Source organism: Denitrobaculum tricleocarpae (genome assembly GCF_007004665.1).
In the GTDB taxonomy this organism is placed as follows: Bacteria; Pseudomonadota; Alphaproteobacteria; order Kiloniellales; family Kiloniellaceae; genus Denitrobaculum; species Denitrobaculum tricleocarpae.
The window spans coordinates 441006-463351 of record NZ_ML660054.1; the positions used below are offsets into that span (position 1 = coordinate 441006).

22 protein-coding genes and 1 pseudogene are annotated in these 22346 nt (G+C 56.9%); 8 read left to right on the top strand and 15 right to left on the bottom strand.

What is annotated here, in order from left to right; genetic code table 11:
• Entirely contained in the window at positions 1–645 is a 645-nt protein-coding gene (locus FKG95_RS11110; RefSeq protein WP_142896413.1) for a tetratricopeptide repeat protein, read from the bottom strand.
• A 499-nt stretch (positions 646–1144) separates the two neighbouring features.
• Between FKG95_RS11110 and FKG95_RS11115 the strand changes: the two genes are divergently transcribed.
• The 3 genes from FKG95_RS11115 (at position 1145) to FKG95_RS11125 (ending at position 2965) form a co-directional block, all read left to right on the top strand.
• Entirely contained in the window at positions 1145–1468 is a 324-nt protein-coding gene (locus FKG95_RS11115; RefSeq protein WP_142896414.1) for a hypothetical protein, read from the top strand.
• A gap of 165 nt (positions 1469–1633) precedes the next feature.
• The gene (locus FKG95_RS11120) at positions 1634–1969 is read left to right on the top strand and encodes a DUF2794 domain-containing protein (protein WP_142896415.1); all 336 of its coding nucleotides are present in this window, start codon (positions 1634–1636) and stop codon (positions 1967–1969) included.
• 204 nt (positions 1970–2173) lie between these two features.
• A complete protein-coding gene (locus FKG95_RS11125) occupies positions 2174–2965 on the top strand; it encodes a hydroxyacylglutathione hydrolase (RefSeq protein WP_142896416.1) in 792 nt (263 codons plus the stop codon).
• A 93-nt stretch (positions 2966–3058) separates the two neighbouring features.
• Here the strand turns inward: FKG95_RS11125 and FKG95_RS11130 are convergent, their stop codons facing one another.
• On the bottom strand, positions 3059–3502 hold the full coding sequence (locus FKG95_RS11130) for a hypothetical protein (protein ID WP_142896417.1): 444 nt from the start codon (positions 3500–3502) through the stop codon (positions 3059–3061).
• A gap of 429 nt (positions 3503–3931) precedes the next feature.
• On the opposite strand from FKG95_RS11130, the gene FKG95_RS11135 reads away from it, so the two are divergent.
• Complete coding sequence (locus tag FKG95_RS11135) at positions 3932–5554, top strand: cation:proton antiporter domain-containing protein (protein ID WP_142896418.1); 1623 nt, start codon at positions 3932–3934, stop codon at positions 5552–5554.
• Positions 5555–5848: 294 nt separating this feature from the next.
• Positions 5849–6907, top strand: coding sequence for a GGDEF domain-containing protein (locus FKG95_RS11140; RefSeq protein WP_142896419.1), 1059 nt, complete (start codon positions 5849–5851; stop codon positions 6905–6907).
• A gap of 81 nt (positions 6908–6988) precedes the next feature.
• Here FKG95_RS11140 and FKG95_RS11145 read toward each other — a convergent pair whose 3' ends face one another.
• Positions 6989–7201, bottom strand: coding sequence for a SlyX family protein (locus tag FKG95_RS11145; RefSeq protein WP_142896420.1), 213 nt, complete (start codon positions 7199–7201; stop codon positions 6989–6991).
• Positions 7202–7415: 214 nt separating this feature from the next.
• On the opposite strand from FKG95_RS11145, the gene FKG95_RS11150 reads away from it, so the two are divergent.
• Complete coding sequence (locus FKG95_RS11150; protein ID WP_142896421.1) at positions 7416–8255, top strand: DUF427 domain-containing protein; 840 nt, start codon at positions 7416–7418, stop codon at positions 8253–8255.
• A 30-nt stretch (positions 8256–8285) separates the two neighbouring features.
• Here FKG95_RS11150 and FKG95_RS11155 read toward each other — a convergent pair whose 3' ends face one another.
• Entirely contained in the window at positions 8286–10532 is a 2247-nt protein-coding gene (locus tag FKG95_RS11155; protein WP_142896422.1) for an SLC26A/SulP transporter family protein, read from the bottom strand.
• Positions 10533–11115: 583 nt separating this feature from the next.
• Here FKG95_RS11155 and FKG95_RS11160 point away from each other — a divergent pair.
• On the top strand, positions 11116–11340 hold the full coding sequence (locus FKG95_RS11160) for a hypothetical protein (RefSeq protein WP_142896423.1): 225 nt from the start codon (positions 11116–11118) through the stop codon (positions 11338–11340).
• Between the two features lie 64 nt (positions 11341–11404).
• Positions 11405–11932: a transposase gene (locus FKG95_RS11165; protein WP_142896424.1), complete on the top strand. Its 528-nt coding sequence runs from the start codon at positions 11405–11407 to the stop codon at positions 11930–11932.
• Between the two features lie 248 nt (positions 11933–12180).
• Here the strand turns inward: FKG95_RS11165 and FKG95_RS11170 are convergent, their stop codons facing one another.
• The 11 genes and pseudogenes from FKG95_RS11170 to FKG95_RS11215 form a co-directional block, all read right to left on the bottom strand.
• Complete coding sequence (locus tag FKG95_RS11170) at positions 12181–12837, bottom strand: phytanoyl-CoA dioxygenase family protein (RefSeq protein ID WP_179954050.1); 657 nt, start codon at positions 12835–12837, stop codon at positions 12181–12183.
• Complete coding sequence (locus FKG95_RS11175; protein WP_142896426.1) at positions 12834–13565, bottom strand: TylF/MycF/NovP-related O-methyltransferase; 732 nt, start codon at positions 13563–13565, stop codon at positions 12834–12836. The genes FKG95_RS11170 and FKG95_RS11175 overlap by 4 nt, the downstream gene beginning before the upstream one ends.
• Positions 13566–13645: 80 nt before the next feature.
• On the bottom strand, positions 13646–13870 hold the full coding sequence (locus FKG95_RS11180) for a hypothetical protein (protein WP_142896427.1): 225 nt from the start codon (positions 13868–13870) through the stop codon (positions 13646–13648).
• Positions 13871–13885: 15 nt separating this feature from the next.
• Positions 13886–14014: pseudogene (locus tag FKG95_RS30150) on the bottom strand (IS5/IS1182 family transposase); the annotation flags it as partial.
• Positions 13959–14600: a hypothetical protein gene (locus FKG95_RS11185; protein WP_218940160.1), complete on the bottom strand. Its 642-nt coding sequence runs from the start codon at positions 14598–14600 to the stop codon at positions 13959–13961. The pseudogene FKG95_RS30150 and the gene FKG95_RS11185, both read right to left, overlap by 56 nt.
• A 163-nt stretch (positions 14601–14763) precedes the next feature.
• Positions 14764–16311, bottom strand: a complete 1548-nt coding sequence (gene guaA, locus FKG95_RS11190) for a glutamine-hydrolyzing GMP synthase (RefSeq protein ID WP_142896428.1) — start codon at positions 16309–16311, stop codon at positions 14764–14766.
• A 99-nt stretch (positions 16312–16410) separates the two neighbouring features.
• Positions 16411–16980: a GNAT family N-acetyltransferase gene (locus tag FKG95_RS11195; RefSeq protein ID WP_142896429.1), complete on the bottom strand. Its 570-nt coding sequence runs from the start codon at positions 16978–16980 to the stop codon at positions 16411–16413.
• Between the two features lie 9 nt (positions 16981–16989).
• A complete protein-coding gene (locus tag FKG95_RS11200) occupies positions 16990–18303 on the bottom strand; it encodes an RsmB/NOP family class I SAM-dependent RNA methyltransferase (RefSeq protein WP_142896430.1) in 1314 nt (437 codons plus the stop codon).
• 48 nt (positions 18304–18351) lie between these two features.
• Entirely contained in the window at positions 18352–19815 is a 1464-nt protein-coding gene (gene guaB / locus FKG95_RS11205) for an IMP dehydrogenase (protein WP_142896431.1), read from the bottom strand.
• 292 nt (positions 19816–20107) lie between these two features.
• Complete coding sequence (locus FKG95_RS11210) at positions 20108–20953, bottom strand: RlmE family RNA methyltransferase (protein ID WP_142896432.1); 846 nt, start codon at positions 20951–20953, stop codon at positions 20108–20110.
• A gap of 65 nt (positions 20954–21018) precedes the next feature.
• Entirely contained in the window at positions 21019–22176 is a 1158-nt protein-coding gene (locus FKG95_RS11215; RefSeq protein WP_218940161.1) for a Ppx/GppA phosphatase family protein, read from the bottom strand.
• Between the last annotated feature and the right edge of the window lie 170 nt (positions 22177–22346).

The window sequence follows — 22346 nt, forward strand, 5'->3', positions numbered from 1 at the left end:
TCAGTCCTTCAGGGCCTCGATCATCTGTGTCGCGCGCGCCCGGATGCCCGCCGGCGCCGTAAGATCATCGGCCAGCTCCGTGAAGAGATCCCGCGCCGTCTGCTTGTCGTTCTCGCGCAGCGCCAGTGTTGCCAGGAGCTCGGTCGCCGTGGGTCGGAAAGCGCTCCCGGTAACCGCCAGAGGCTCGAGACGCGCCTTCAAGCTCGCCACGTCGCCATCATCGACTTGATGCATAACGGCCAGAAGCGTCGCAACGGAACCAAAAGCCTGGTCATTCCCTTGCTCCGCAGCGATCCGGTCCCAGATGGCGACGGCCTCATCGGTTCTGTCGGCGTCAGCAAGCAGACGGGCCTCTTCAAATGACGCCAGCATACCGTAGGTGTCGCCATTGGATGCAATTTCCGAGAGGTTGGATAGTGCTTCGGCCTCGCTCGAGGGTTCCGCCGCCAGCGCCAGCGCCTCGGCATAGGCATCGGAGCGTTCGCTGCGCTGATTCAGATCGTACGCTGTCCAGGCCTGATATCCCGCGGTTCCGGCGACAAGCAAAACGGCAACAGCAATGACATAGCGGCCATAGCGCTTCCACCAGGCTGTCGCCTTGTCCTTCTTAAGATCGTCATCTACTTCCTGGAATATATCGGCCACGCGTTTTCCTCTTACTACCTACTTTTTGGCACAGATCTGCCGTTCTTAGCCCTGCCGCATTGAAGCGGCGCTAACATAACTCGCCAACACCCCGTTGATAAGGTTTTTCCCACGCCCCGGCGACATGGGATCAAACCGGAAGCGCACTGCGGCAAAAAGCGGATTTTTTCTCGGATATCCGCCACTTTCAGAACCATCTGATCTCAGTTTCGCCCGGCAGTGACACGAATTTCGCCCGGATTGCAATGGAAATAGGGTTTTGAGACCAAAAACACAAAGCAAACCAGCACTCTAGAGACGAATCTTTTTTCAAAAACTGAGTGAAAAGGCAAAATCCGACGTCGCCTCGACCGCGGTCTGGCGCGAAAGCGGCGGATACAGCCACACCGCCACCTCTAAGTCTTTATTAACCGGCAGCCATCAGACTGATGGACGCGGAATTGCCGCTGCGCAGGCCTTTGAAGGTCAAAAAGGTATTTTGGCAGGAGTGACGAAGACCATGTTGCGAATGAGCGTACTGGGCGCATGCCTTCTCGGTTTAACGGCTTGTGACCCCTCCACTCAGGCCATGATGACCGGTGCGAGCCTGGTAAGCCTTGCGCACACCAAGAAAACCCTCGGCGATCATTTCAATACCTGGGCCTTCGATAAGGACTGTTCGACCCTGCAGTACGTGAATGGCGAGGAATACTGCATTGAGTTCGAGGACGAAGAAGCCAAGATGCCGCCGGAAAAGGTTTTACACTGCTACCGAACCCTTGGCGGCGTCTCCTGTTACCGGGAACCGGATAAATCCGCCAGCGCTCAAACCAGAGTTTACTGAAGCACGAGGACCAGCACGCCCTCACTGCGCCAGACGCGAAACACTTAAAATTTGTGTAAATCGTAGGGTTTTGGCCGTTTTCAATGCCTAAATTCCATGCAGCGACTGGACGTCACGTCTATTTTCAGAGAAACTTACACTAATCTTTGGGAGGCAAAGGCTTGTATGGCAGAGCTGTATCGCTTCGATGAACGTCGTGGAAAAGGCAAAACAACCTTCTTCGATCGGCAGGAACTCGGTCAGCTGCTGAATTTATATAGCCGGAGAGTGGCAAGCGGCGAATGGCGGGACTACGCAATCGACCAGGATAGCGGGGGCGCCACTTTCTCCGTCTTCAGGCACACATTGGATTCCCCCCTCTTCTCGATCGCCAAGCGCATCGCAGGCCGCGGCCGCAATAAAGAATACGTCGTTTACAGCGGCCGCCGTCAACTGAAGCGGGCACAAACCATGTCCGAAGCACTGGCCATTCTCGAGAAAAAGCCCAGAGTGATCTCCTGACCAAAATGGTCTCCTGGTAAGCACACATTGTCTTCACCAGAACCTCTGGCGGCGGTCGCGATTGATTGAATGCGCCTTTCTCAACAAAGGCGGTTTACTCCCGGCGCTTACCCGCTAGTCTTCCTAGTATTCAAGCACCGCTTCTGGAGTGCGCTGTTCCTCTCGCCGGGGCAACGCAACCCGCCGCAGTAAGGAGATGTCCACGTGATCGTCGAGCAAATCTGGACTGGCAACGCCTACCGGAACTTCAACTACCTCATTGCCTGCGGCGAGACCGGCGAAGCACTCGCGATTGATCCTCTGGACTCGGAGAAGTGCCTTGCCATGGCGAAACGAAGGGGCTGGAACATCACACAGGTGCTCAACACCCACGAGCATCATGATCATATCGGCGGCAATGACGCCGTGATCGCGGCAACCGGAGCCAAGCTGCTGGCCCACAAGAACGCGAAGTCCAGGATTCCCGGCATGGACAAGGGCTTGGATGCGGGAGACGTGGTTCGTGTCGGCCGTTCGGTCGAGCTGGAAGCGCTCGACACGCCGGGACACACCATGAGCCATGTTTGCCTGCTCTCGAGGGGAGACCACGCAGGTCTGTTCTGCGGCGATACGCTCTTTAACGCCGGTGCCGGCAACTGCCACAACGGCGGGCATCCAAACGAGCTCTATCAAACCTTCGCCACTCAGCTCGCGAGGCTTCCGGACGAAACCCGGATCTACCCCGGCCATGATTACATCGCCAACAATCTGGAATTCACCCTGGACCGGGAGCCCGACAACAAACGCGCGGCAGAGTTACTCGATCAGATTGCGGACCAGAACACCGACGACGCACTCGTTTCCACGCTGGCCATGGAAAAGGAGGTCAACACCTTCTTCCGGCTGCACAGCCCCAGCGTCATCGCGGCCTTGCGGGAGTCCTTTCCGGACCTGCCGGAAAATCCCGACCCCAAGACCGTCTTTATAAAGCTGCGGGAACTCAGAAACAGCTGGTAGAGCAATCTTGGCGGGGCATTCCTTGGCAAACAGCGCTACGTCCCAGGCGGAGCCTCTGGGAGCCATGCCAGGGGGCTAATCCTGCTTCTGTTCCTAATTGCCGGCCTTGAGGTTTGTCGTCACAGTCTTGATCTCTACGATGGCATCTCCATCGAATTCCAATCTGTCGACTTCGCCGTAGAACCAGAGCTGGCCAAAGGGATTCCGCGCAACCTCCTCAACCCTATGGGGTTTCCCCCAGGCCAGACACACCATCTCCCGGGTCGCGCCGAGCCAGACGCCCCGCTCCTCGAGATTCGCCGCATCGGTGTCATCAAGTTCCAGCGCAGCGATCCGGCGCAAACGGTCAGCTTCACGCTCCGTCCTCGGCACTTCGTCAAACTCGACGCAGGCCAGAGAGTAGGGATCGCTGAGACACGCGAGGCGAGACGATATAATGCTATGGGCGTCCGGATCCGGCTTCGCCAGCCAATCACAGGCGGCATAGACCTGGCTTGGCAGGGCGGCAACGGCCAGACAGCACAACAGACTTCGCATCGTTTTCTCCTGGATGAGTCGAGCCCGCACATTTTCCCCGTGAGCCCGAGATAGCCTGTGTGATACCGCGACCGAAGTAACTTCGGCGCCTGAGACTAGCATATTGAGGTGTCTTTTGACCATTTCGGCATCTCTGCGCAGAGCGATCACTATCTGAGGTGGCGCAAGGGACAGATAAAGGAACGAATGCTTTCGCACCTGCGAAAAAAGAAGGCCCTAAGCTGTCGGACAAGGCTAAGGAGGCCTATAATCCCGCCCGACGCGATTCGGGTGGGAAAGCTATGGTGACTGGGCGTTTTCGGGGGCCCCGGAAGGTATGCACTGCCGGGTGGAGTAAAAACATCCGGGTTTATGGCATTGCGATGAAAGGCCCCGCAGAAACCACATCTGGTACTGTGATCGACGTCCGGCTAACGAAAGTACTGCTCAATGGCTGAATCGAGCTACCTGCTCGAGGTTCTTATCGTTCTCGTTGCGGCGGTCCTCTCGGTTTCGCTGTTTCGGCGCCTGAGACTGGACCCGGTCCTGGGGTACCTCTGTGCTGGTGCCGTCATCGGTCCCTACAGCCTGGGGCTGGTTCAGGGGCTCGCCACCATTCACGCGCTGGCCGAACTGGGTGTTGTTTTTCTGCTCTTTACGGTCGGCCTCGAACTTCCGATCGCACGGATTCGCGTCATGCCCTTTCGCGTGTTCCTCCTGGGAATCGCGCAGGTTTTCATCACGGGCACGCTGATCTCCGCCGCGGTCGCTGCGATGGGCGTGACGCCCGAAGCCGCGGGCATCATCGGCTTCGGGGTCGCCCTATCCTCCACGGCGATTGTTCTCAGGCTCCTGTCCGACAGAGGCGGCCTGACTTCACAGACCGGGCGTGCCGCCTTCGCCATTCTGATTGTGCAGGATCTGATGGTCGGCCCATTGCTGGTCGGCGTCTTTGCACTCGGTGATCAGAGCAACGAATTGCTGCCTTTGCTTGGCGAAGCTGCGCTCAAGATGCTCGTTACCGTCGTCCTGATACTCGGGATTGGCCGGATTCTGCTGCGACACCTCTTCACTCAGGTCGCAGCAACCCGCGAACCGGCGATCTTCGCCGCCATGACACTGTTCGTGGTTCTGGGGACCGGCGTGGCCACCGAGCATGTGGGCCTCTCCCTTGCCTTTGGCGCTTTCCTCGCGGGTATGCTCATGGCCGAAACCCAGTTTCGCCATCAGGTCGCAGCCGAAATCCAGCCCTTCCGCGGCTTGCTCCTCGGATTGTTTTTCATGACTGTCGGCATGGAGATCCATCCGCTTTTCATCTTCGACAACGGCGCAACGATAGCCTTTCTTGTTATCGCCTTGCTGGGCGGGAAAGCCCTGATCCTGATTCTGCTGGCCAAGGCTGCCCGCATGTCTACGGCCGATGCCGTGCATCTCGGCGTGCTGCTGGCCCAGGGCGGCGAGTTCGCGTTTGTCCTGGTCGGCGCCGCCATGAGTCAGGGCGTCGTCGACCCGGATCTTGGTCAGATGGTCATCGTGGTCGTTGCGCTGACCATGCTGGCGACACCGTTCCTGGCGGGCCTGGGACAGAGGGCTTCCAACCGTATCGAGCGGAACGAGGTTCCCAGTATCGAAGAGCTGGCGGACAGCGACTCGAAACTCGAAGACCATGTCATCATCGCCGGTTTTGGCCGTGTCGGCGCAATCGTAGCCAGACAAATGATGGAAGCCAAAGTCCCCTTCCTGGCCGTCGACATGGACCCTCACACAATCCTGCAGGCGCAAAAACGCGGCCTGCCGGTCTATTACGGCGACGTCACACGTGCGGATATCCTGGAAGCGGTCAATGTTCAGGCGGCGCGCGCCGTCGTGGTGGCACTGGACGATAAGCATGTGTCGCTGCAGATCGTCGCAATCCTGCGCTATATTTTTCCCGATCTCAAAATCCACGCCCGCGCGCGTGATCTTGCACACGCGCAGGAGCTGGAAAGCATCGGTGCCAGCACCGTCGTCACGGAACTGGTGCCAACCGGACTTCAACTCGCCCAGGTTGTACTTGATCCACAGGACGAATAAACAGGCTGCCGCTCAATAATGATTGAACTGTAAACTAATTTTTCGATGCACGTTAACGAACTAACTTTAAGAAAACACAGAGATTCTGCACCGCAAGTGCCAATTTCAGCCACTTTCACATCAGAAAAATCGCCTCCTAGGCGAACAAACAAGCCTTTCAAATTCAACGGCTATAACGCTTCCCTAAGACTTTTCCCCTATCTTCCTGTCCCATGAGCAGAGCCTTTCTCGTTTTGGCAGGCAAGAGACACCTACCTTAAATGGAATGGTTAACGTAAAAGCAGGGACTGCAGTATGACCGACGACTTCGATCATTCTGAAAAAATTGCCAACGCCGCATTCGCCGAAATGCGTGCCAGGAAGATTCCGATGACTCCGGAAAACTTCAATATCTGGTACGACTACTGCAATGGTGGGAATCCCGTTCTCTCCAAAGCGGTCGAACGCCTGGTCGAAAAAGAGGCAGAATTCACCGACGCGGAGAATGCCGACCTCTACATCGAACACTTCGGCGTCAAGAAAAGCAGCCAGGACCTGCATCAGGTCGGTGGCCAAATCCAAAGTATTACCGAGCAGGTCGTGACACAGCTCAAAAGCGCGACCGACATCACGACAGACTACAGCAAAACTCTTGGCGACTTCTCGGGAGAGCTGGCCAAAGCTGCGGACCGAAGCTCGGATCAGCTGAACGGCGTCATTCGCGATGTCATGGTGAAAACCCAGAAAGTTGCTCAACGCAACAAGGACCTGGAAGCCCGTCTGCACACCTCTGCACACCAAATCGACGGCCTGCACGAAGACCTCATCAAGGCGCGGCAGGAAGCCCAAACCGACGGCCTGACCGGCCTTGCAAACCGCAAGTGTTTCGATGCGCGCCTCGCGGAGGGCATGAGCAGCTCAGAGGAGACTGGGGAAGAACTCTCACTGATGCTTATGGACATCGATCACTTCAAGACCTTCAACGACACCCACGGTCATCAGATCGGCGACCAGGTCCTGAAACTCGTCGCGCAGATACTCAACAAGACCTTCAAGGGACAGGACACCGCCGCCCGCTACGGTGGCGAGGAGTTCGCCGTGATCCTACCCAACACCAAACTGGATATCGCCGTGAAGCTGGCTGAGAACATTCGCGTCAATCTCGCCAATCAGGTTTTAAAGAATCTGCGGACCGGCGAATCATTCGGCAAACTCACCGTCTCTGTCGGGGTAGCCAGATATCATGCTGGCGAGCCGCCGGAGGATCTGATCCAACGCAGCGACAAAGCGCTCTACAAAGCAAAACAGGATGGCCGCAACCGGGTCGTGAGCGAAAAAGACAACCACGGAAAAAGCAATTTCAGCGTTGCCTGACACGGAACGCCGGCAAAACCTGAAAAGCGCGGGCGTTAAAAGCCATGTCCTGCGGCTGGGACACCTGACTGTTTTGAAACATCAGTAGTGCGGCGGCGGCGTATCATCGTCCGACCCATCGATCTGTCCCTCAAGGGCACGAATGCGATCCAGCAAACGGTCAATCTTAGCCGCCGCCGCGTCCAGACTCGTCCATTGCTTGGCCATTTCATCACTCATATCCTGGATCGTGCGCTCCTGCTCGGCGACGTGCGTTTCCAGTGAATCGAGTCTAGTCTGAAGTTCCTGTGTCATAGGATCTTTCTAACACTCCGCTAAGCCTGAGCAAGCGCCCATTCCTGATCTTGACGAGGGTACTATAGCGAATTGCGTTTTTCTTGAATCATGGCATCTCAAAAGCTGCTGCCTCTCCATCAGCAAATTGCTTTAACTCGCGGCGCTCCTTACACGGAAATCTCCAATGGCTCAGGCCAGACAGACAAACGGCAAACACCAATAGGTCAAAACGATGCGCAAACCTCATCTTCGCGGCCGCGGTCCGGATCTTCCGGTCCTGGATCAGGTCACCCAATATGACTTCGAACCGGGTTACGTCGTTTTCACTCAGCCCGCGCCCAAACGCCTGCGCGTCAAAGCCGCCGGCGAGGTCATTGCCGACACAACCGACGGGCTCATCCTGTTCGAGTCCGATCACCTGCCGGTCTACTATTTCCCGTGCCGCTCAGTGCGTATGGAGCTCTTCGAGCGCAGTGATCACCAAACCTCCTGCCCCTACAAAGGCAAAGCCAGCTACTACAGTTTGAAGGGTCAGGCCGGGGACGACACGAACATCATGTGGCGTTACGAAGCACCCATCCCTGCCTGCCCGGCCATCGGTGACTACGTGTCGTTTTACTGGGACCGGGTCGATCATTGGTTTGAAGAAGATGAAGAGATTTTCGTCCATGCCCGAGATCCATACCGGCGTGTCGATTGCCTGCCGTCGAGCCGCCGGGTACAGGTTTTCCTTGCTGGAGAGGAAATTGCTGACTCTGTGAATGGCGTGTTTCTCTTCGAGACGGGCCAACCCACCCGCTATTACCTGCCGCAGGAAGACGTTCGCCGGGAACTTCTTCATCCCAGCGACAGCGCGACCCAGTGCCCATACAAGGGTCAGGCCTCTTACTGCCATGCCCGTGTCGGCAACAAGATGCACGACGATATCGTCTGGACCTACCCGAAACCCATCGAGGAGGCCACACGCATCAAGGGGCTCTATTGTTTTGCGAATGAATTCGTCGACCGGATTCTTGTCGACGGTGTCGAACAACCCCGTCCGGTGACAGGCTTCTCACACGGTTACAGCTAAGGCAGTGAAACTCACCTCAGGACCAGCAGACTAACGTGTCCGCAAGCTCAGGCGCTCGGCGAGGATTCGCACCAGGTATCGATGAAAGGCCGCGGAGGTCGCAGGTGCTTCATGTCCCATTTTTGCGAGAGCGCCACGGCTGAGGCGCCAGAGTATCGCGTCACCCTCGGTCACAAGCGACGCTGAATGCGGTTGCTTGAGGTAGAATGCAAGCTCTCCGACAACCACACCCGCACTGAAGGTTCTGAGACAAATGCTGGACCCATCAGGCGTTTTCAGCAGCAGATTCACTCTGCCGCGTTCTATGAAATAAAGGGCTTTAGGTTCCGCGCCCTGGTGAATGATGATGTCCCGGGGAACGCATTCCCTCTTCTCGAGATAAGACAACAGGCTCAACGATACTTGCGGGTCTCCGATTGCCTCGGCCAGCAGATCTTCGATCCCGTCATCTTCCCTTCGCGTCAGCGCGAGCTGCTTCTCCTCGAGCAAGCAGTCTTCGCTCCAGGCCAAAGCCTGATCCACATCCCGGAACGTGCGGATACTCAATCCGCTCTGTGGCCCGAAACCGCCTGCCGCCAGCATCTGTGAAACGCTTTCATCCAGATTCGTCGGAAGCAGAATCGTACCGGCTCCGTCCGTCAACTGTGCAATCTTGATGAAACTGCGGACCGCCGAGGAATCCAGTCCGGTCAAGCCGCCACAATCGAGCACCAGAAAACGAAGCTTTGGCTGTGCCTTGTCGAACATCCGTTCGCGGACAAAAGCCTGCAGCTTGTGCGCGGTGCCGAAGAATACGAAGCCCTGAAGCCGGAGAACCAGGACTTCCTGCCCCCGGGCCATCAGAAACTGCCGGTCGTCGGTCGTGCGATCAGCGCTGCTTCGGAGGTTTTCGCCGGTCACAGCGTATCGGATGATCTCGACCCGGCTGTAGTCCAGCACGAATAAAACCACCGCGAAAATCAGCCCGGCCATAACCCCTTCGAGAAAACCAGCCGTACCGACCACCAACAGGATAACGAGAATGATCAGGTATTCGCGCCACGGCATTTTGGAAAACGAGCCGACCAGCCATTCGTGAAGCAGAGAAAAGCCGATCCAGAGCAGGAGGCCGCCAAAGAGCGGGATCGGCATGTACGCCAAGAGTGCGGTGCCAAAGAACAGCATGGCGGCGCAGACAACCGCGGCGATCAGTCCGACCAGGCGATAGGGCGCGTCCAGCTTGTGCCCTAGCAAAGACAACCCTAGTCCCTGAAAACCCGCGGCTCCGCCGCCGAGCCCGGCAAAAAAATTGCCCACACCAGCCGCCCGGAGCTCCCGGTTGAGTTCAACATCGCGCCGCACCGTCAGCTCCACACCGCTAGATGCAAGCAGGACGGAAATTGCGGTGACGACAACCATCGTCGCAACCTTCGGCGCTTCAGCCCAGATCACCGGCCAATCGATCTGCGAGAGAGGTACGTCAGGAAGTGGCGGCCAGAGGCGGTCTTGATGAGATGTCTGGAAAAGCCATGCTCCGGCCTGGAGCTCGGCCTGTGACTGGCCCAGCAGCCAGGCAACACCGTGGAACAGCAGCAAAGCAACCCCCAGGGCGATGGGCAGGACGACCGCTCCGCCGTCGCCGCGGGTAAAAACCCACAGCAGGCCTGCAAAGAGGGCCGCGGGCGCCCACTTAGCGACACTTGCCTGATCGAACATGCTAGAGACGTTATCCGGTGTCAGTGTCTCGCCGATGATCACCCCGAGCGCACCGTGAACGATCAGCCAGCCCATTCCCGCTAAAAAGCCGCCAATGACCGGATAGGGAATGAACCTGACAAAGCGCCCCAAGCGAAATATGCCCAGTGTGAAGAGGCAAAGACCTGTAACTGACGTCGCCAGGCCGATGGCTACCACGATTGTGAGGGTGATCTCCTCCTCACTGCGAATGCCTTCCATGGCCGTATGCATGGATGCCGCGATAACCGCGAGCGTCACGATCGTCACTTCCTGGGAAAGCGCCAGCATTCCCGGATAGGAGCTGCCGAGAGCCACCACGGCTGCCAGCACGATCGTACTGAAAAGGCAGATCCCGATACCGATCGTGACGTGATGGCTCAGATCGCCCGAAAAGAGCAGAGCCGCATCGGAAATCGCAAAGATCACCGCCAGTAATCCGCAGATGAGTCCCGCAGCCAAAGCTGCAGCAATCTGGCGAAGGCTGTAGCCAAGAATGGTCGCACGGAGCAACTGCTCGACGGAGCCTTCTCTCAACCCTTGCTGACGATTGACACTTGCCAAAATCTCGATCCGAAAGTGAACGCTTCATAGGTCTGCTTAGACTTGGAAACGCGGATGGAAGAGAGTCGGGAACGATCGGACCGAAACCACAGCTGACAAAGTGAATACGGGGCCGATCGGTTCTGACGCTGAAAGATTAGAGGCAGCTATATCGGGTGATGAGAAGGGGTGGAGCGCGTTTTGTCCGTTACGTGCACAACTTTGTCCAAAATGGAGCATTGGCAGCTTGTTTCGTGACCTCGCGCCGGAGAATCGAAACGACGACGCCCGGATTGCTGTCCCTTTGCGCCTCAACTGGATCTGCTGCTAACATCCGCCGCAATTCAACAGGAGGTTCTTGTGCATGTCTCCCCGAAAAGATGGCGCGCCACATTCACGGGGACAGGCATGCTCGACCTGTCAACATGGCACTGGCTGATTGTCTTTGGCTTCGTCGCGGTTCGACTGTGCGCGGTTGCGATTTTCATCAGCAAAAATCGCGTGGAACAGTGAGAGTTTTTATACTGGACTCTGGGATGGCTCGGCGTGTTGCTTGCTGTGGAGGTGTACCTGGAGTTGGGGGGGGTACGGGACAATCGGAATTATGCCCGCGCTCGCGCTCTACAGTTTTTGGTTCTCTTTCGTGCGCCGGATCACGGGCCCAACGCTTGACGCGGGCTACAGCAAGGCAGTGGCTTTCCTTTCCTTCACGCCCCTGGTGAATGTGGTCTACATCCTAGTCCTGCCGTTTGCGCCGACGCGCGAAGGATACATCGCGGGCGAACCACCGGCAGAAGATGTCAAAAGCTGGACACCTGGACACCTCTAAAAATCTCGCCAATCTGACCAGGTTTTGAATCAATCCGCGCACAGATGTGATTTGCGCGGGGGCGATGGATGCAGGGACAGGCCGGTTTTTGGACATTGACGAGCGGTATGTTCGGCGAAGCGAAGCTGGCAATCCTTTGAAGAAGCTGAACGCGGTTGTTCCGCGGGATGTATTCCGCAAGCCGCTGGCCAAGGCGCTGAAACGATCGGACGGCGCATCGGGCGGCAGGCCTCCTTACGACGCAGTGCTGATGTTCAAGATCATGGTTCTGCAGGCGCTCTACAGCCTGTCTGATGATCAGGCGGAGTTCCAGATCCAGGACCGGCTGTCGTTCATGCGCTTTCCTGGACTGGGGCTCGGCGGCAAGATGCCGGAGGGGCGGCCGATGAGCGAGGCGACGGCACGCGCCAACGGCCGGCGCTCCAGGATCCTGGCCTTCGTTGAGCACGTCCTCGCGCAGCAGAAATCCCGCTTGGGCCTGTTTGTGCACACCATCGGTATCGAGCGGGCCAGGACGAAGATCGGCATGGCCAATCTCGCCTACAATCTGACCCGCTACGTCTGGCACCAGGGGCGAACTGCGCCCGCATGATGCCGAAAGCAGCCGAAGCAGAGCGCCGACCGGCGAACTGACCGGCGCAAACAGCCTTAAAATCACCTGGCGAATGTCGTCCTCATCAGGCAACGGCGGTCATTGCCGAGCATTCATGACGAAAAACCGGTAAACAGAGGCGTCCAAGCGTGTAACTTCTTTGAGTGCGCTAAGACGATCGTTATACTTGGATTAAGTATTTTTCTGTTATTTAGTTTATATTGAAACATCAAACGGTCGTTAGAAACTCAAACCATTTTCTCTATATCGGATCTAGTGGCGTTAGTATTTTCATCCCAGGCAAAAAACCTAATTTGCAGAGTAGTTCTTGTTTTTGACGAACGGTTTAGCAGGCTTCTATGTGGTGTTAGTAAATCAAAAAATACTATGTCGCCTGGATTGCACATTGCAGTAATGGTATCGCCCCCTTGATAATTACATTCCCAAACCTGATGAGGTTTTCTACCTTCCCAACTTTTAATTTTTTTCTCTGAGGTTAAATTTTCCAGAGTAAACGAGCCGTTTGCGACCTCAATACCACCGGATTCTTCGGACAACTGAGTTAATGGAATCCAGGCAACACAGCCTCTCGGCCCAAGTTTTTGGAAGTAATCATAATCTCTGTGCCACTCAAGTAACTCGCTGGCATTTGACGGTCGATCCAACCGTAGTTGCCAGCCAGAAGCAAAAATTCGTTCTGAACCAACGAATTCTTGAGCTGGCCCCACCACAAAATCATGCACTCGATATTTATCAGCTAAGGTGTTGGCAATATCGTAAGTTTTTCCTGCCAAAGTAAATTCAGTTGGAGAATCATTAAAATACCTATTAACTTCCCAAATATTTTTCAAGTATTCCTGTATCACACTTTCTGGAATTACATTTTGTATAATTGCATGGGTCATTGAACAGTTCCATCTTGTTTTACAAACCATGCACCCGGGGTCGATTGCCAAGTAAATTTTTGCATCTTTGGCAGGCGAGGGCCGAAAAACTCTTCAACCGCGCTCGTCTCTCCCGGCCAGTTTTTGCATCCATACTCATCAAAAAGAACGATGCCTCCCGGTACAACTTTGGAATAAAAAGCCTTTAGACCGGCGAGCGTAGGCTCATACATATCACAGTCAAAGTGCAATAAAGAAATTCTAACACCTGGATTTTCTTTAACAAAATCAGGGGCAGTTTCTATTATATTACCATCAACCAGTTTTATTCGCGCTTTTCCTGGCACAAATGAGTCGCGATGAAAAAGATCAATTATTTTAAGTAAAGTGGATTTAAATTCTTTTGGGTTCCATCCTCCTTCTTCGTTACCACTATCTGGGTACCATCCATCTTTTTGTGTAAAATTTCTCAATCCCTGCCAGTGATCAAAACCATAAATAACTTTTTCTCTATCTCCTGGGCACAGAATTTCTAAAAACCTTGCAAAATTTAGCAAAGTTTCGCCCTTGTAGACGCCTAATTCAACTATGTCACCGGGTACGTTTTGTATTTGTTTAAATATTTCCCAATGCCCCAATGTTCGAGTAGCGTACATTCTCCTCGCGAATAACGAAATAAACTTGATTAATTCAGGTTCTTCAATATTTTTTCTCAGCAATTCGTGGAGTGCTTCATCAACGCTCAACATAAATACTTTCCTTATTATTCCTGTCTTGGGCGCTTTTGCCACTAGCCAGCTTTAAACCTTATAAAACAGAGATTTAAGCCTTAAACACAACTTTCCTTTTTGTCACTCGCACTTAGAAAGCTCTCTATAATTACTGCTTTTAACTTACATAGATTATGCATCCCAGCTGTGAAGCCAGAGTCTTTACACAAGCGTTTAACTTCTTTGAGCGCATTAGTACGTTCAGCTTTCTTTGCATCAACCATCTGCTGTTGGATAGCTTCCATATCAGCTTTCAACTCTTCATAAGACTTATTTTCGCACATCTGTTGTTCAGGCCTTGTTACAAAGTGTCTGATCGAGAGACGCAGGGTGATGATGTGTATGAAGCCGCGATAGCTGTCTGCGTTTTTTTCATAGAGGGTTGCCAGTCGGCGCGAGTTTTTGAGTTTGTTGAAGCAGCATTCGATGCAAATGGAAACCCACTTTTTCAACGCGACCTAAGCGTTGTAGCTTCTTAAAGTCAAAGCCATCAACGTGCGGTTCACCATTCTTATGCAGCCATTTCATCAGCGCATTTATGGTACTTTGCTCGTTTTGGACTGTGACTTGTTTGACGGTTCTGTTGGTGGCTTTGTTGCGAAAGCAGTAGTGGTTTTCGCAGTCAGTGCGTTCTGGTTCTTTCAGCTTGATGTCTTTACCAATGTAGCTAAGCAAGTGCTGTGGCTGCGTGGCTATTGCCGTGTGCCGTCCCTTTACAATACGCCCTAGCTCAACGTCACGTTTGCGGAAACTCAAGCACTTCTCCACACCTTCTTTTGTGGTTATGGAAAAGTGAATCTTGCCTTGTTGCAAGTTAGCGTAAATCTCTAAGTGCGCTGCTTTGTCTTTTTCAATTGCAGTTGCTTCGCTGCGTGTGTGTAAGCTTTTTCGTGCGTACCTGTTTTCTTTTGGCAACCACACACGAAAATGCCGATACTCACTTCGCTTGTAGACACAAGTTTCATCGAACATTGGTACTTCGCCTCCAGCACAGTGCTGTTTCTTCAGTGCCATATTCTTGCTGACGAGTTACTACGATTTTCGGTAGCCGCATACTTGTGCAACATTTTGTGTAGCTATAAGAAAAATCTTCAATCAAATCAACGATTGATTTGAGTTTTCGAAACCAACGCGCAAGCATTTGATTAAATGAAATCAATTATTTACGAAAGAAACTCTACTCCCACTCGATGGTTCCCGGCGGTTTCGAGGTCACATCGTAGACAACCCGGTTGATGCCGCGCACCTCGTTGATGATGCGGGTCGCGGCACCGGAGAGGAATTCGTGGTCGAAGGGATAGCTGTCGGCGGTCATGCCGTCGGTCGAGGTCACGGCCCGCAGCGCACAAACATAGTCATACGAGCGACCGTCGCCCATCACGCCCACGGTCTTGACCGGTAGCAACACCGCAAAGGCCTGCCAGATCGCATCATACAGTCCGGCTTTGCGGATTTCGTCCAGATAAACCGCGTCGGCCTTGCGCAGGATCTCGCACTTCTCACGCGTGATGTCGCCGGGAATGCGGATCGCAAGCCCCGGTCCCGGGAAGGGATGCCGGCCGATCAGGCTCTCCGGCAGGCCGAGTTCCCGGCCCAGCTCGCGCACCTCGTCCTTGAAGAGCTCACGCAGCGGTTCGACCAGCTTCATCTTCATGCGCTCGGGCAAGCCGCCCACATTGTGATGTGACTTGATGGTCACGCTGGGACCGCCGGTAAAGGAGACCGATTCGATGACGTCGGGATAGAGCGTGCCCTGCGCGAGGAAGTCCGCGCCCCCCAGGCTCTTGGCCTCTTCGTCAAAGACATCGATGAAAGTACCGCCGATGATCTTGCGCTTGGTCTCCGGATCGGACACGCCTTCAAGCTTGCCCAGGAAGAGATCGCTGGCGTCCCTATGGATCAGGGGAATGTTGTAGTGATCGCGGAAGAGATCAACCACCTGGGTCGCCTCGTCCTGCCGCAGCAGTCCATGGTCCACGAAGATGCAGGTTAACTGATCGCCGATCGCTTCGTGGATCAGGACAGCCGCCACCGAAGAATCAACGCCACCCGACAATCCGCACACCACCCGGCCGGACCCGACTTGAGCCCGGATCTGCTCGATGGCCTGCTGCCGAAACGCGGCCATGGTCCAGTCACCGCCGCAGCCGACCACTTTATGCGTAAAGTTTGAGAGCAGCTTCGCGCCGTCCGGCGTGTGCATGACCTCCGGGTGGAACTGAACGCCGTAGATCTTGCGCTCGTCGTTCGCCACCATCGCATAGGGGGCGCCGTCCGAAGTTCCGACAATCCGGAAGCCTTCGGGCAGATTCACCACGCGATCGCCGTGGCTCATCCAGACCTGATGCCGCTCGCCGCTGGACCAGAGACCCTCGAAAAGACCGCAGTCATCGGTGACGTCCACATAGGCCCGCCCGAATTCCTGATGATCAGAGGGATCGACCTGCCCGCCGAGCTGGGCGCAGATGGTCTGCATGCCATAGCAGATCCCCAAGACCGGGACACCAAGGTCAAAGGCCACATCGGGCGCCCTCGGAGTATCGCTCGCGGTAACAGAGGCCGGGCCGCCGGAGAGGATAATGCCGCGCGGATCGAAATCGCGCACCCTGGCAGGGTCGGCATTGAAAGGAATCACTTCGCAGTAGACTCCGCTTTCGCGAACGCGCCGGGCGATGAGCTGGGTCACCTGCGAGCCGAAGTCGAGGATAAGAATGCGGTCTGTCATGCGCGGGAAATTAGGCTGCGCGCCGGGTCAAGTCCAGCGCGCAACAGCGGCCAAAGCAGAAAATCTCGCCGATTTCCGGCGGAGCCGGGCAAAGCAGCGTCAAACGCCAGGTTTCAAGGCCTGCAAAGCGTTCAGATCGGGCCAGCTGTAGGCGATTTCGTCCAGCAGGACTCCAGCAAAGCGCTCCCGCCGCTCGGCGATTCGCTGTCCGCCCACCGCTTCATAGAAAAACCGCGAGGGGTTGCTCGCCAGCACCCAGATCATCGCCGAATCCATACCGGCCTCGATGAGACCGGCAAAGAGCTGATGCAGGAGTTGCCGGCCGATGCCCTGGCCCTGCCAATCGACATCGACATAAAGCGTGTAAACTTCCCCACTCCTGTTTGGAGTCCGGATACGGGCAGGCCCGGCATGCCCGAAGCCCACAATTCGGCTTTGCTCCGGTGCTTTATCCTCCGGCAGGGTTTCTACCAGCAGGATCGACTCCCGCGCGCCGCTGGTGTTGATCCAGTGCCGCCAGCAACGTGCCTGTTCGTCGAGCGTCATGGAGGCCAGGTACTGATCAGGAACCATACCAGCGTATGTGTGGCGCCAGGTTTCGATGTGCACCTGAGCCAACGCGCGGCTGTCTTGAAGACGCGCTCTGCGCAGTTTCAGTCTCTCAGTCATTTGCTAAACTTAGGTATCCTCGAGCCTTCGCTCCAGGATCGAAACGAAAAAACCATCCGTTCCATGTTGCCGCGGCGTGAGGAGAAGATGAAACCCTTCGGCGGGACAAGCGACGTCGGGGAGAACTTTGTTCCAGACCTCGGCCAGGATTAACTGGCTGAAATCCGGGTTCGCTGCCAGGAAAGCCTCAACCTGCTGCTCGTCTTCCTCCGGCAGCAGGGAGCAGGTGGCGTAGATCAAGCGGCCGCCCCGCCTGACCAGAAGCGATGCCGACTGCAGAACCGCGCGTTGCGCCTGAAGGTACCCCTCAAACCGTTTCGGAGTGAGGGCCAACCTGGCATCCGGCTGGCGGCGCCAGACACCCGAACCTGAACAAGGTGCATCGACCAGCACCCGATCGAAGCTTCCGGCACTTTTCGCTGTCCAGCTGTCATCCGGCAAGGTCTTTAGTTCGACGATTTGAACCCCTGCCCGCTCCAGTCTGGGACCGGCCCGCTCCAGGCGTTTGGCATCGGAATCCAACGCGGTGATCCGTCCCTTACCCTGCATTTCGGCTGCCAGGGCAAGAGTCTTGCCCCCGGCACCCGCGCAGTAATCAGCCACCGCCATTCCCGGCGCGGCGTCGCAAAGCAAGGCGACGAGTTGCGAGCCTTCATCCTGAACTTCGATCAGGCCATCGCGAAAGGCCCGGCTCGCCCGCAAGGAACGGCGGCCCTCGACCCGCAGTCCAAGGGGCGCCATAGCTGTTTCGCGCGTGGCCACGTCCTCTTGCGCCAAAGCCTTTTGCGCGCCGGATCGAGTGCCCTTCAAGCGATTGACGCGCAGCACCACGTCGGCTTCGTTCTGCAGAGCCGCCATCTCGGCGGCCATATTGCTCCCGAAACGCGATAAGAGACGCGGGTGCAGCCAGGGCACGACCTCATCGCGGACCCAATCAGGCTGATCCGGATGAACGAGTTCCGATCCGCTCAAAGCCTCGATCAGGGTTTCTTCTTTGGAGGTCAGTTCCGGCGGACCATAGCCCTCGCCGCTGAAAAGCGACGGCACGTCCCCCTGTGTTTGGCCACTCTGCAGGCTCAGACTGGCAATTGCCAGGGCGCGGGGTGAGATTTCGGCATGCCCCGCCCGTTCCAACCACCAGGTCAGGCGCAGTTTGGAGCGCAGGATCGAAAAGACGAGATTTCCGATTTCCCGGCGGTCTTTCGACCCGATGTAACGCCGGCTTCGCGTGTAGGACGTCACCACCCGGTCCGCGGTCAGGTTTGTCTTTTCGAGTTCCTGCAGGATCTCGATAACGGCCCCGACTCTCGCACCCGGTCTCATGGCCGCTTCAAAGCCAAAGGTGGCAATGCAGGCAAAGACCCGGCCCGGTCAGGCGGAATTCCTGTAGTTGGGCGCTTCGCGTGTGATCGACACGTCATGGACATGGCTTTCCCGTAGGCCCGCGTTGGTGATTTTGAGGAACCGGCATCCGCCGCGCATGTCGGCGATGGTCGCATTTCCAGTGTAGCCCATAGACGCCCGCAGGCCACCGATCAACTGATGGATGACGGCTGACACCGGCCCCTTGTAGGCGACCCGGCCCTCAACTCCCTCGGGAACCAGCTTCAGGCTGTCCGAGACTTCCTGTTGGAAGTAGCGGTCCGCGGACCCGCGGGCCATGGCTCCCAGGGACCCCATGCCGCGATAGGATTTGTAGGACCGGCCCTGATAGAGGAAGACTTCGCCCGGACTCTCCTCGGTCCCGGCCAGCAAGGATCCGATCATGATGCAATCGGCCCCGGCGGCGATAGACTTGGCAAGATCGCCGGAAAACTTGATGCCGCCGTCGGCAATCACCGGCGTGTCGCTTACCCGGCAGGCTTCGACCGTATCGAACAGAGCCGTGAGCTGCGGCACACCGACACCGGCAACCATGCGCGTGGTGCAAATCGAACCGGGCCCGATCCCGACCTTGATGGCGTCAGCACCTGAATCAACCAAAGCCCGGGCCGCCTCAGCGGTCGCCACATTGCCGGCGATCACCTGAGCTTCATTCGAAAGCCGCTTCACCGCACCGATCGCCGTCATCACACCGCTGGAGTGCCCGTGCGCCGTGTCCACGACGATGACATCGGCGCCCGCCTCCATCAGAGCTTCAGCGCGCTGCAGGCCGTCATTGCCGACACCGGTCGCAGCTGCTACGCGCAGACGGCCCTGTTCGTCCTTACAGGCATCGGGATAGGCGATGGCCTTCTCCATGTCCTTCACGGTGATCAGGCCGACACAGCGGTAATCGTTATCGACGACCAGAAGCTTCTCGATCCGGTATTGATGCAGCAGGCGGCGCGCCGTGTCGTGATCGGCATTATCCTTGACCGTGACCAGATTTTCCTTGGTCATCAGTTCACTGACCGGCTGACGCTGGTTCTCGGCGAAACGGACGTCCCGGTTGGTCAGGATACCCACCAGTTTGCCGGTGCCGCGCTCGACCACCGGAATGCCGGAGATTTTATGGTACTCCATCAAAGAGAGCGCGTCGGCCAGAGGCTGATCCGGGTGAATGGTCACGGGATTGACCACCATGCCGCTCTCGAAGCGTTTTACCGCCCGGACCTCTTCGGCCTGTTCCTCGATGGAGAGGTTCTTATGGATCACGCCCATCCCGCCGGCCTGGGCCATGACAATCGCAAGCCGGCTCTCGGTCACCGTATCCATCGCAGAGGATAAAAGCGGAATGCCCAGCTCGATGCTGCGGGTCAGGCGGGTGCGCGTATCGGTCTGGGCGGGTAGAACGGAGGATGCCGCGGGTTCAAGAAGAACGTCGTCAAAGGTCAGTGCTTCGCGGATTTCCATGCCAATTCTCCAGAAACTGATTGAATTTCACCGGATCGGCGAAATCCGCGAATCAGCCTCAACATCTAGGTGTGACGGGGCGGCCTGTATTCCCGACGACGTGAGTCGGGCTTGATGACACTCATCAGGAACGGTCGCGCTCCAGGGTCGAATTGGCGCTGCATCATACACATAGGCAATCACTTGCCAAGCGGATTGCACATGATTCTTTAAAGACGAAACCAAGACAGGCGCATCCGAGCGAAATCAAGAGCTTATGGTTGTTTAGTGTCGGGCTTCCAGCGCTCTACGGTCAATCCCCGGCTTTCAAGCCGCGAAAGCCGGTTGCAACAAGATACATCTCCGCCGAGTCGCTGCGGCTTGCGGGCGGCTTCACATGCCGCACCTTGGTGAAATGCTGCTTCAGACTGTTCAGCAGGGTTTGCTCCGCGCCGCCCTGGATGACCTTGGAGACGAAGGATCCGCCCGGTGCCAGGATCTGAACCGCGAAATCCAGCGCCGTTTCGACCAGGCCCATGATTCGCAGGTGATCCGTTTTCGCATGTCCGATCGTAGCGGCCGCCATATCCGAGAGGACAATATCGGCAGGTCCGTCCATCTCAGCCTTCAGCCGGTCCGGCGCGTAATGGTCCAGGAAATCACCCTGCAACAGGATTGCGCCGGGAATCTCCTCGATTTCCAGAAGATCGATACCGACCACCTTACAGTCCGGGGCCGCCCGTTCCAGCGCAACCTGGGTCCACCCGCCGGGGGCTGCCCCCAGGTCCACCACCCGGTGCGCCTTGGCAAGAAATCCGTGTTTTTCATCCATCTGCAGGAGCTTGAACGCCGCCCGCGAGCGGTATCCGCGCTTCTTGGCCTCTGCCACGTAGGGGTCGTTGAGCTGCCGCTGCAGCCAGCGCGCGGAGGAGTTCGAGCGCCGTTTTGCGGTCTTCACCCGAACCTTGAGGCCGCGTCCGGAAAGGCTGCCCTCGCTGCTTGCGCCGCCCGAGGCACCTGCAGCGGCCTGTCCGGGCCCGGACCTTTTCGCGCCGGTTTTGCGGGAGACGGGTTTTCCGGGCCTGGATCTCCCCGCACCGGACTTACCAGCGCCGGACTTGCCGCGACCTCCACCCTTGCCTTTTGACGAGCCGGTCATAACGAGAGAAATCCAGTGCTATCAATGCTGCCTGAACGCAGAGGCTTACATCAGGCGGCCAAGAGTCACAATCCCTGCATCAAGGTGAAGATAATTCCTTCCCGCAAACCGCGGTCCGCCACCCGCAGCCGGTCCACCGGCCAGGTCCTGCAGAGGGCGTCCAGGATCGCACAGCCTGCCACGACCAGATCGGCTCTGTGGCGGCCGATACAGGGGTGGGCAACCCGTTCATCATAGCTCATGGCGGCAACGCGCCTGTTCAGGCCTTCGACTGAATCCAGCGACAGATAACAGCCGTCGACTCGGCGCCGGTCGTAGCGGGCCAGATCTTTCTTAATGCCAACCAGGGTCGTGACCGTGCCCGACGTGCCAAGCATCTGAACCTTTCGGCCCGTCACGGACCCCAGTATCCCGTTCTCCCGTTCAAAGGGGTCAAGAGAGTCCAGGACATCAGCCACCATCTTCCGGTAGCTCGTTTCCGAGATGTCGCCTCCACCATAGCGCTCAGCCAGATTGGTCACACCCATGGGCAGGGATTTCCAGGCCAGCACTTTGGGATGGATGGCTTGGCCATGCCGGATCGGCGAACGTCGTCCCGGCCTCACCGCCGAAGCGTTTTGGGCATCTGTAGCGTTACCCGGGCGGGCGTGACCATTTGGATGCCCGGGCAGTGCAACCCAGCAGACCTCGGTGCTGCCGCCACCGATATCGAAAACCAGCGCCGTCTCAACGTCCGGGTCGAAGAGCGGCGCACAGCCGTAGACGGCAAGCCGGGTCTCCTCACGGCTCGAGATCACTTCCAGCTTCAAACCAAACTCTGCTTCGACCCGGTCGCGAAAGGCCGGATAGTTGACGGCGCGCCGGCAGGCCGCGGTCGCAACGCAGCGCGCCTCTGTTACACCAAGGCGTTGCATTTTGCTCGAACAGATCTTTAAGGCGCGCAAAGTGCGCTCCATTGCGGCTTCGGACAAAACGTCCGAATGGCTCAGACCCTCTCCCAAGCGGACCACTCGGGAAAAACTATCGACCACGCGATAGCCCTGCCGCGCTGGTTTGGCCACCAGCAAACGGCAATTATTGGTTCCAAGATCCAGCGCACCGAAGACCCTGCCCCGGATCCCTCGGCCAGGTTTTTGCTTCAGCGTCGCAGCGGCATCGATTCTCCCGATGCCGACACGCTCTTCCGTGCCGGTTCCAGCGCCATTCTCTGCGCCGGCATCCACGACAGTTTCTGCGCCGGACCGGGCACACGCAACGCTCGTCCGGCTTTGTGAGTCAGCGCTCACGCCCCCGTACTTGGCCTCAACAATCCAGCCTCCCAACGTTCATCGACGGCGGTTCTATCGCGACCGCCTTTACGCCAGTTTAACCCCAGCGGCCTAAAACAAGCCAG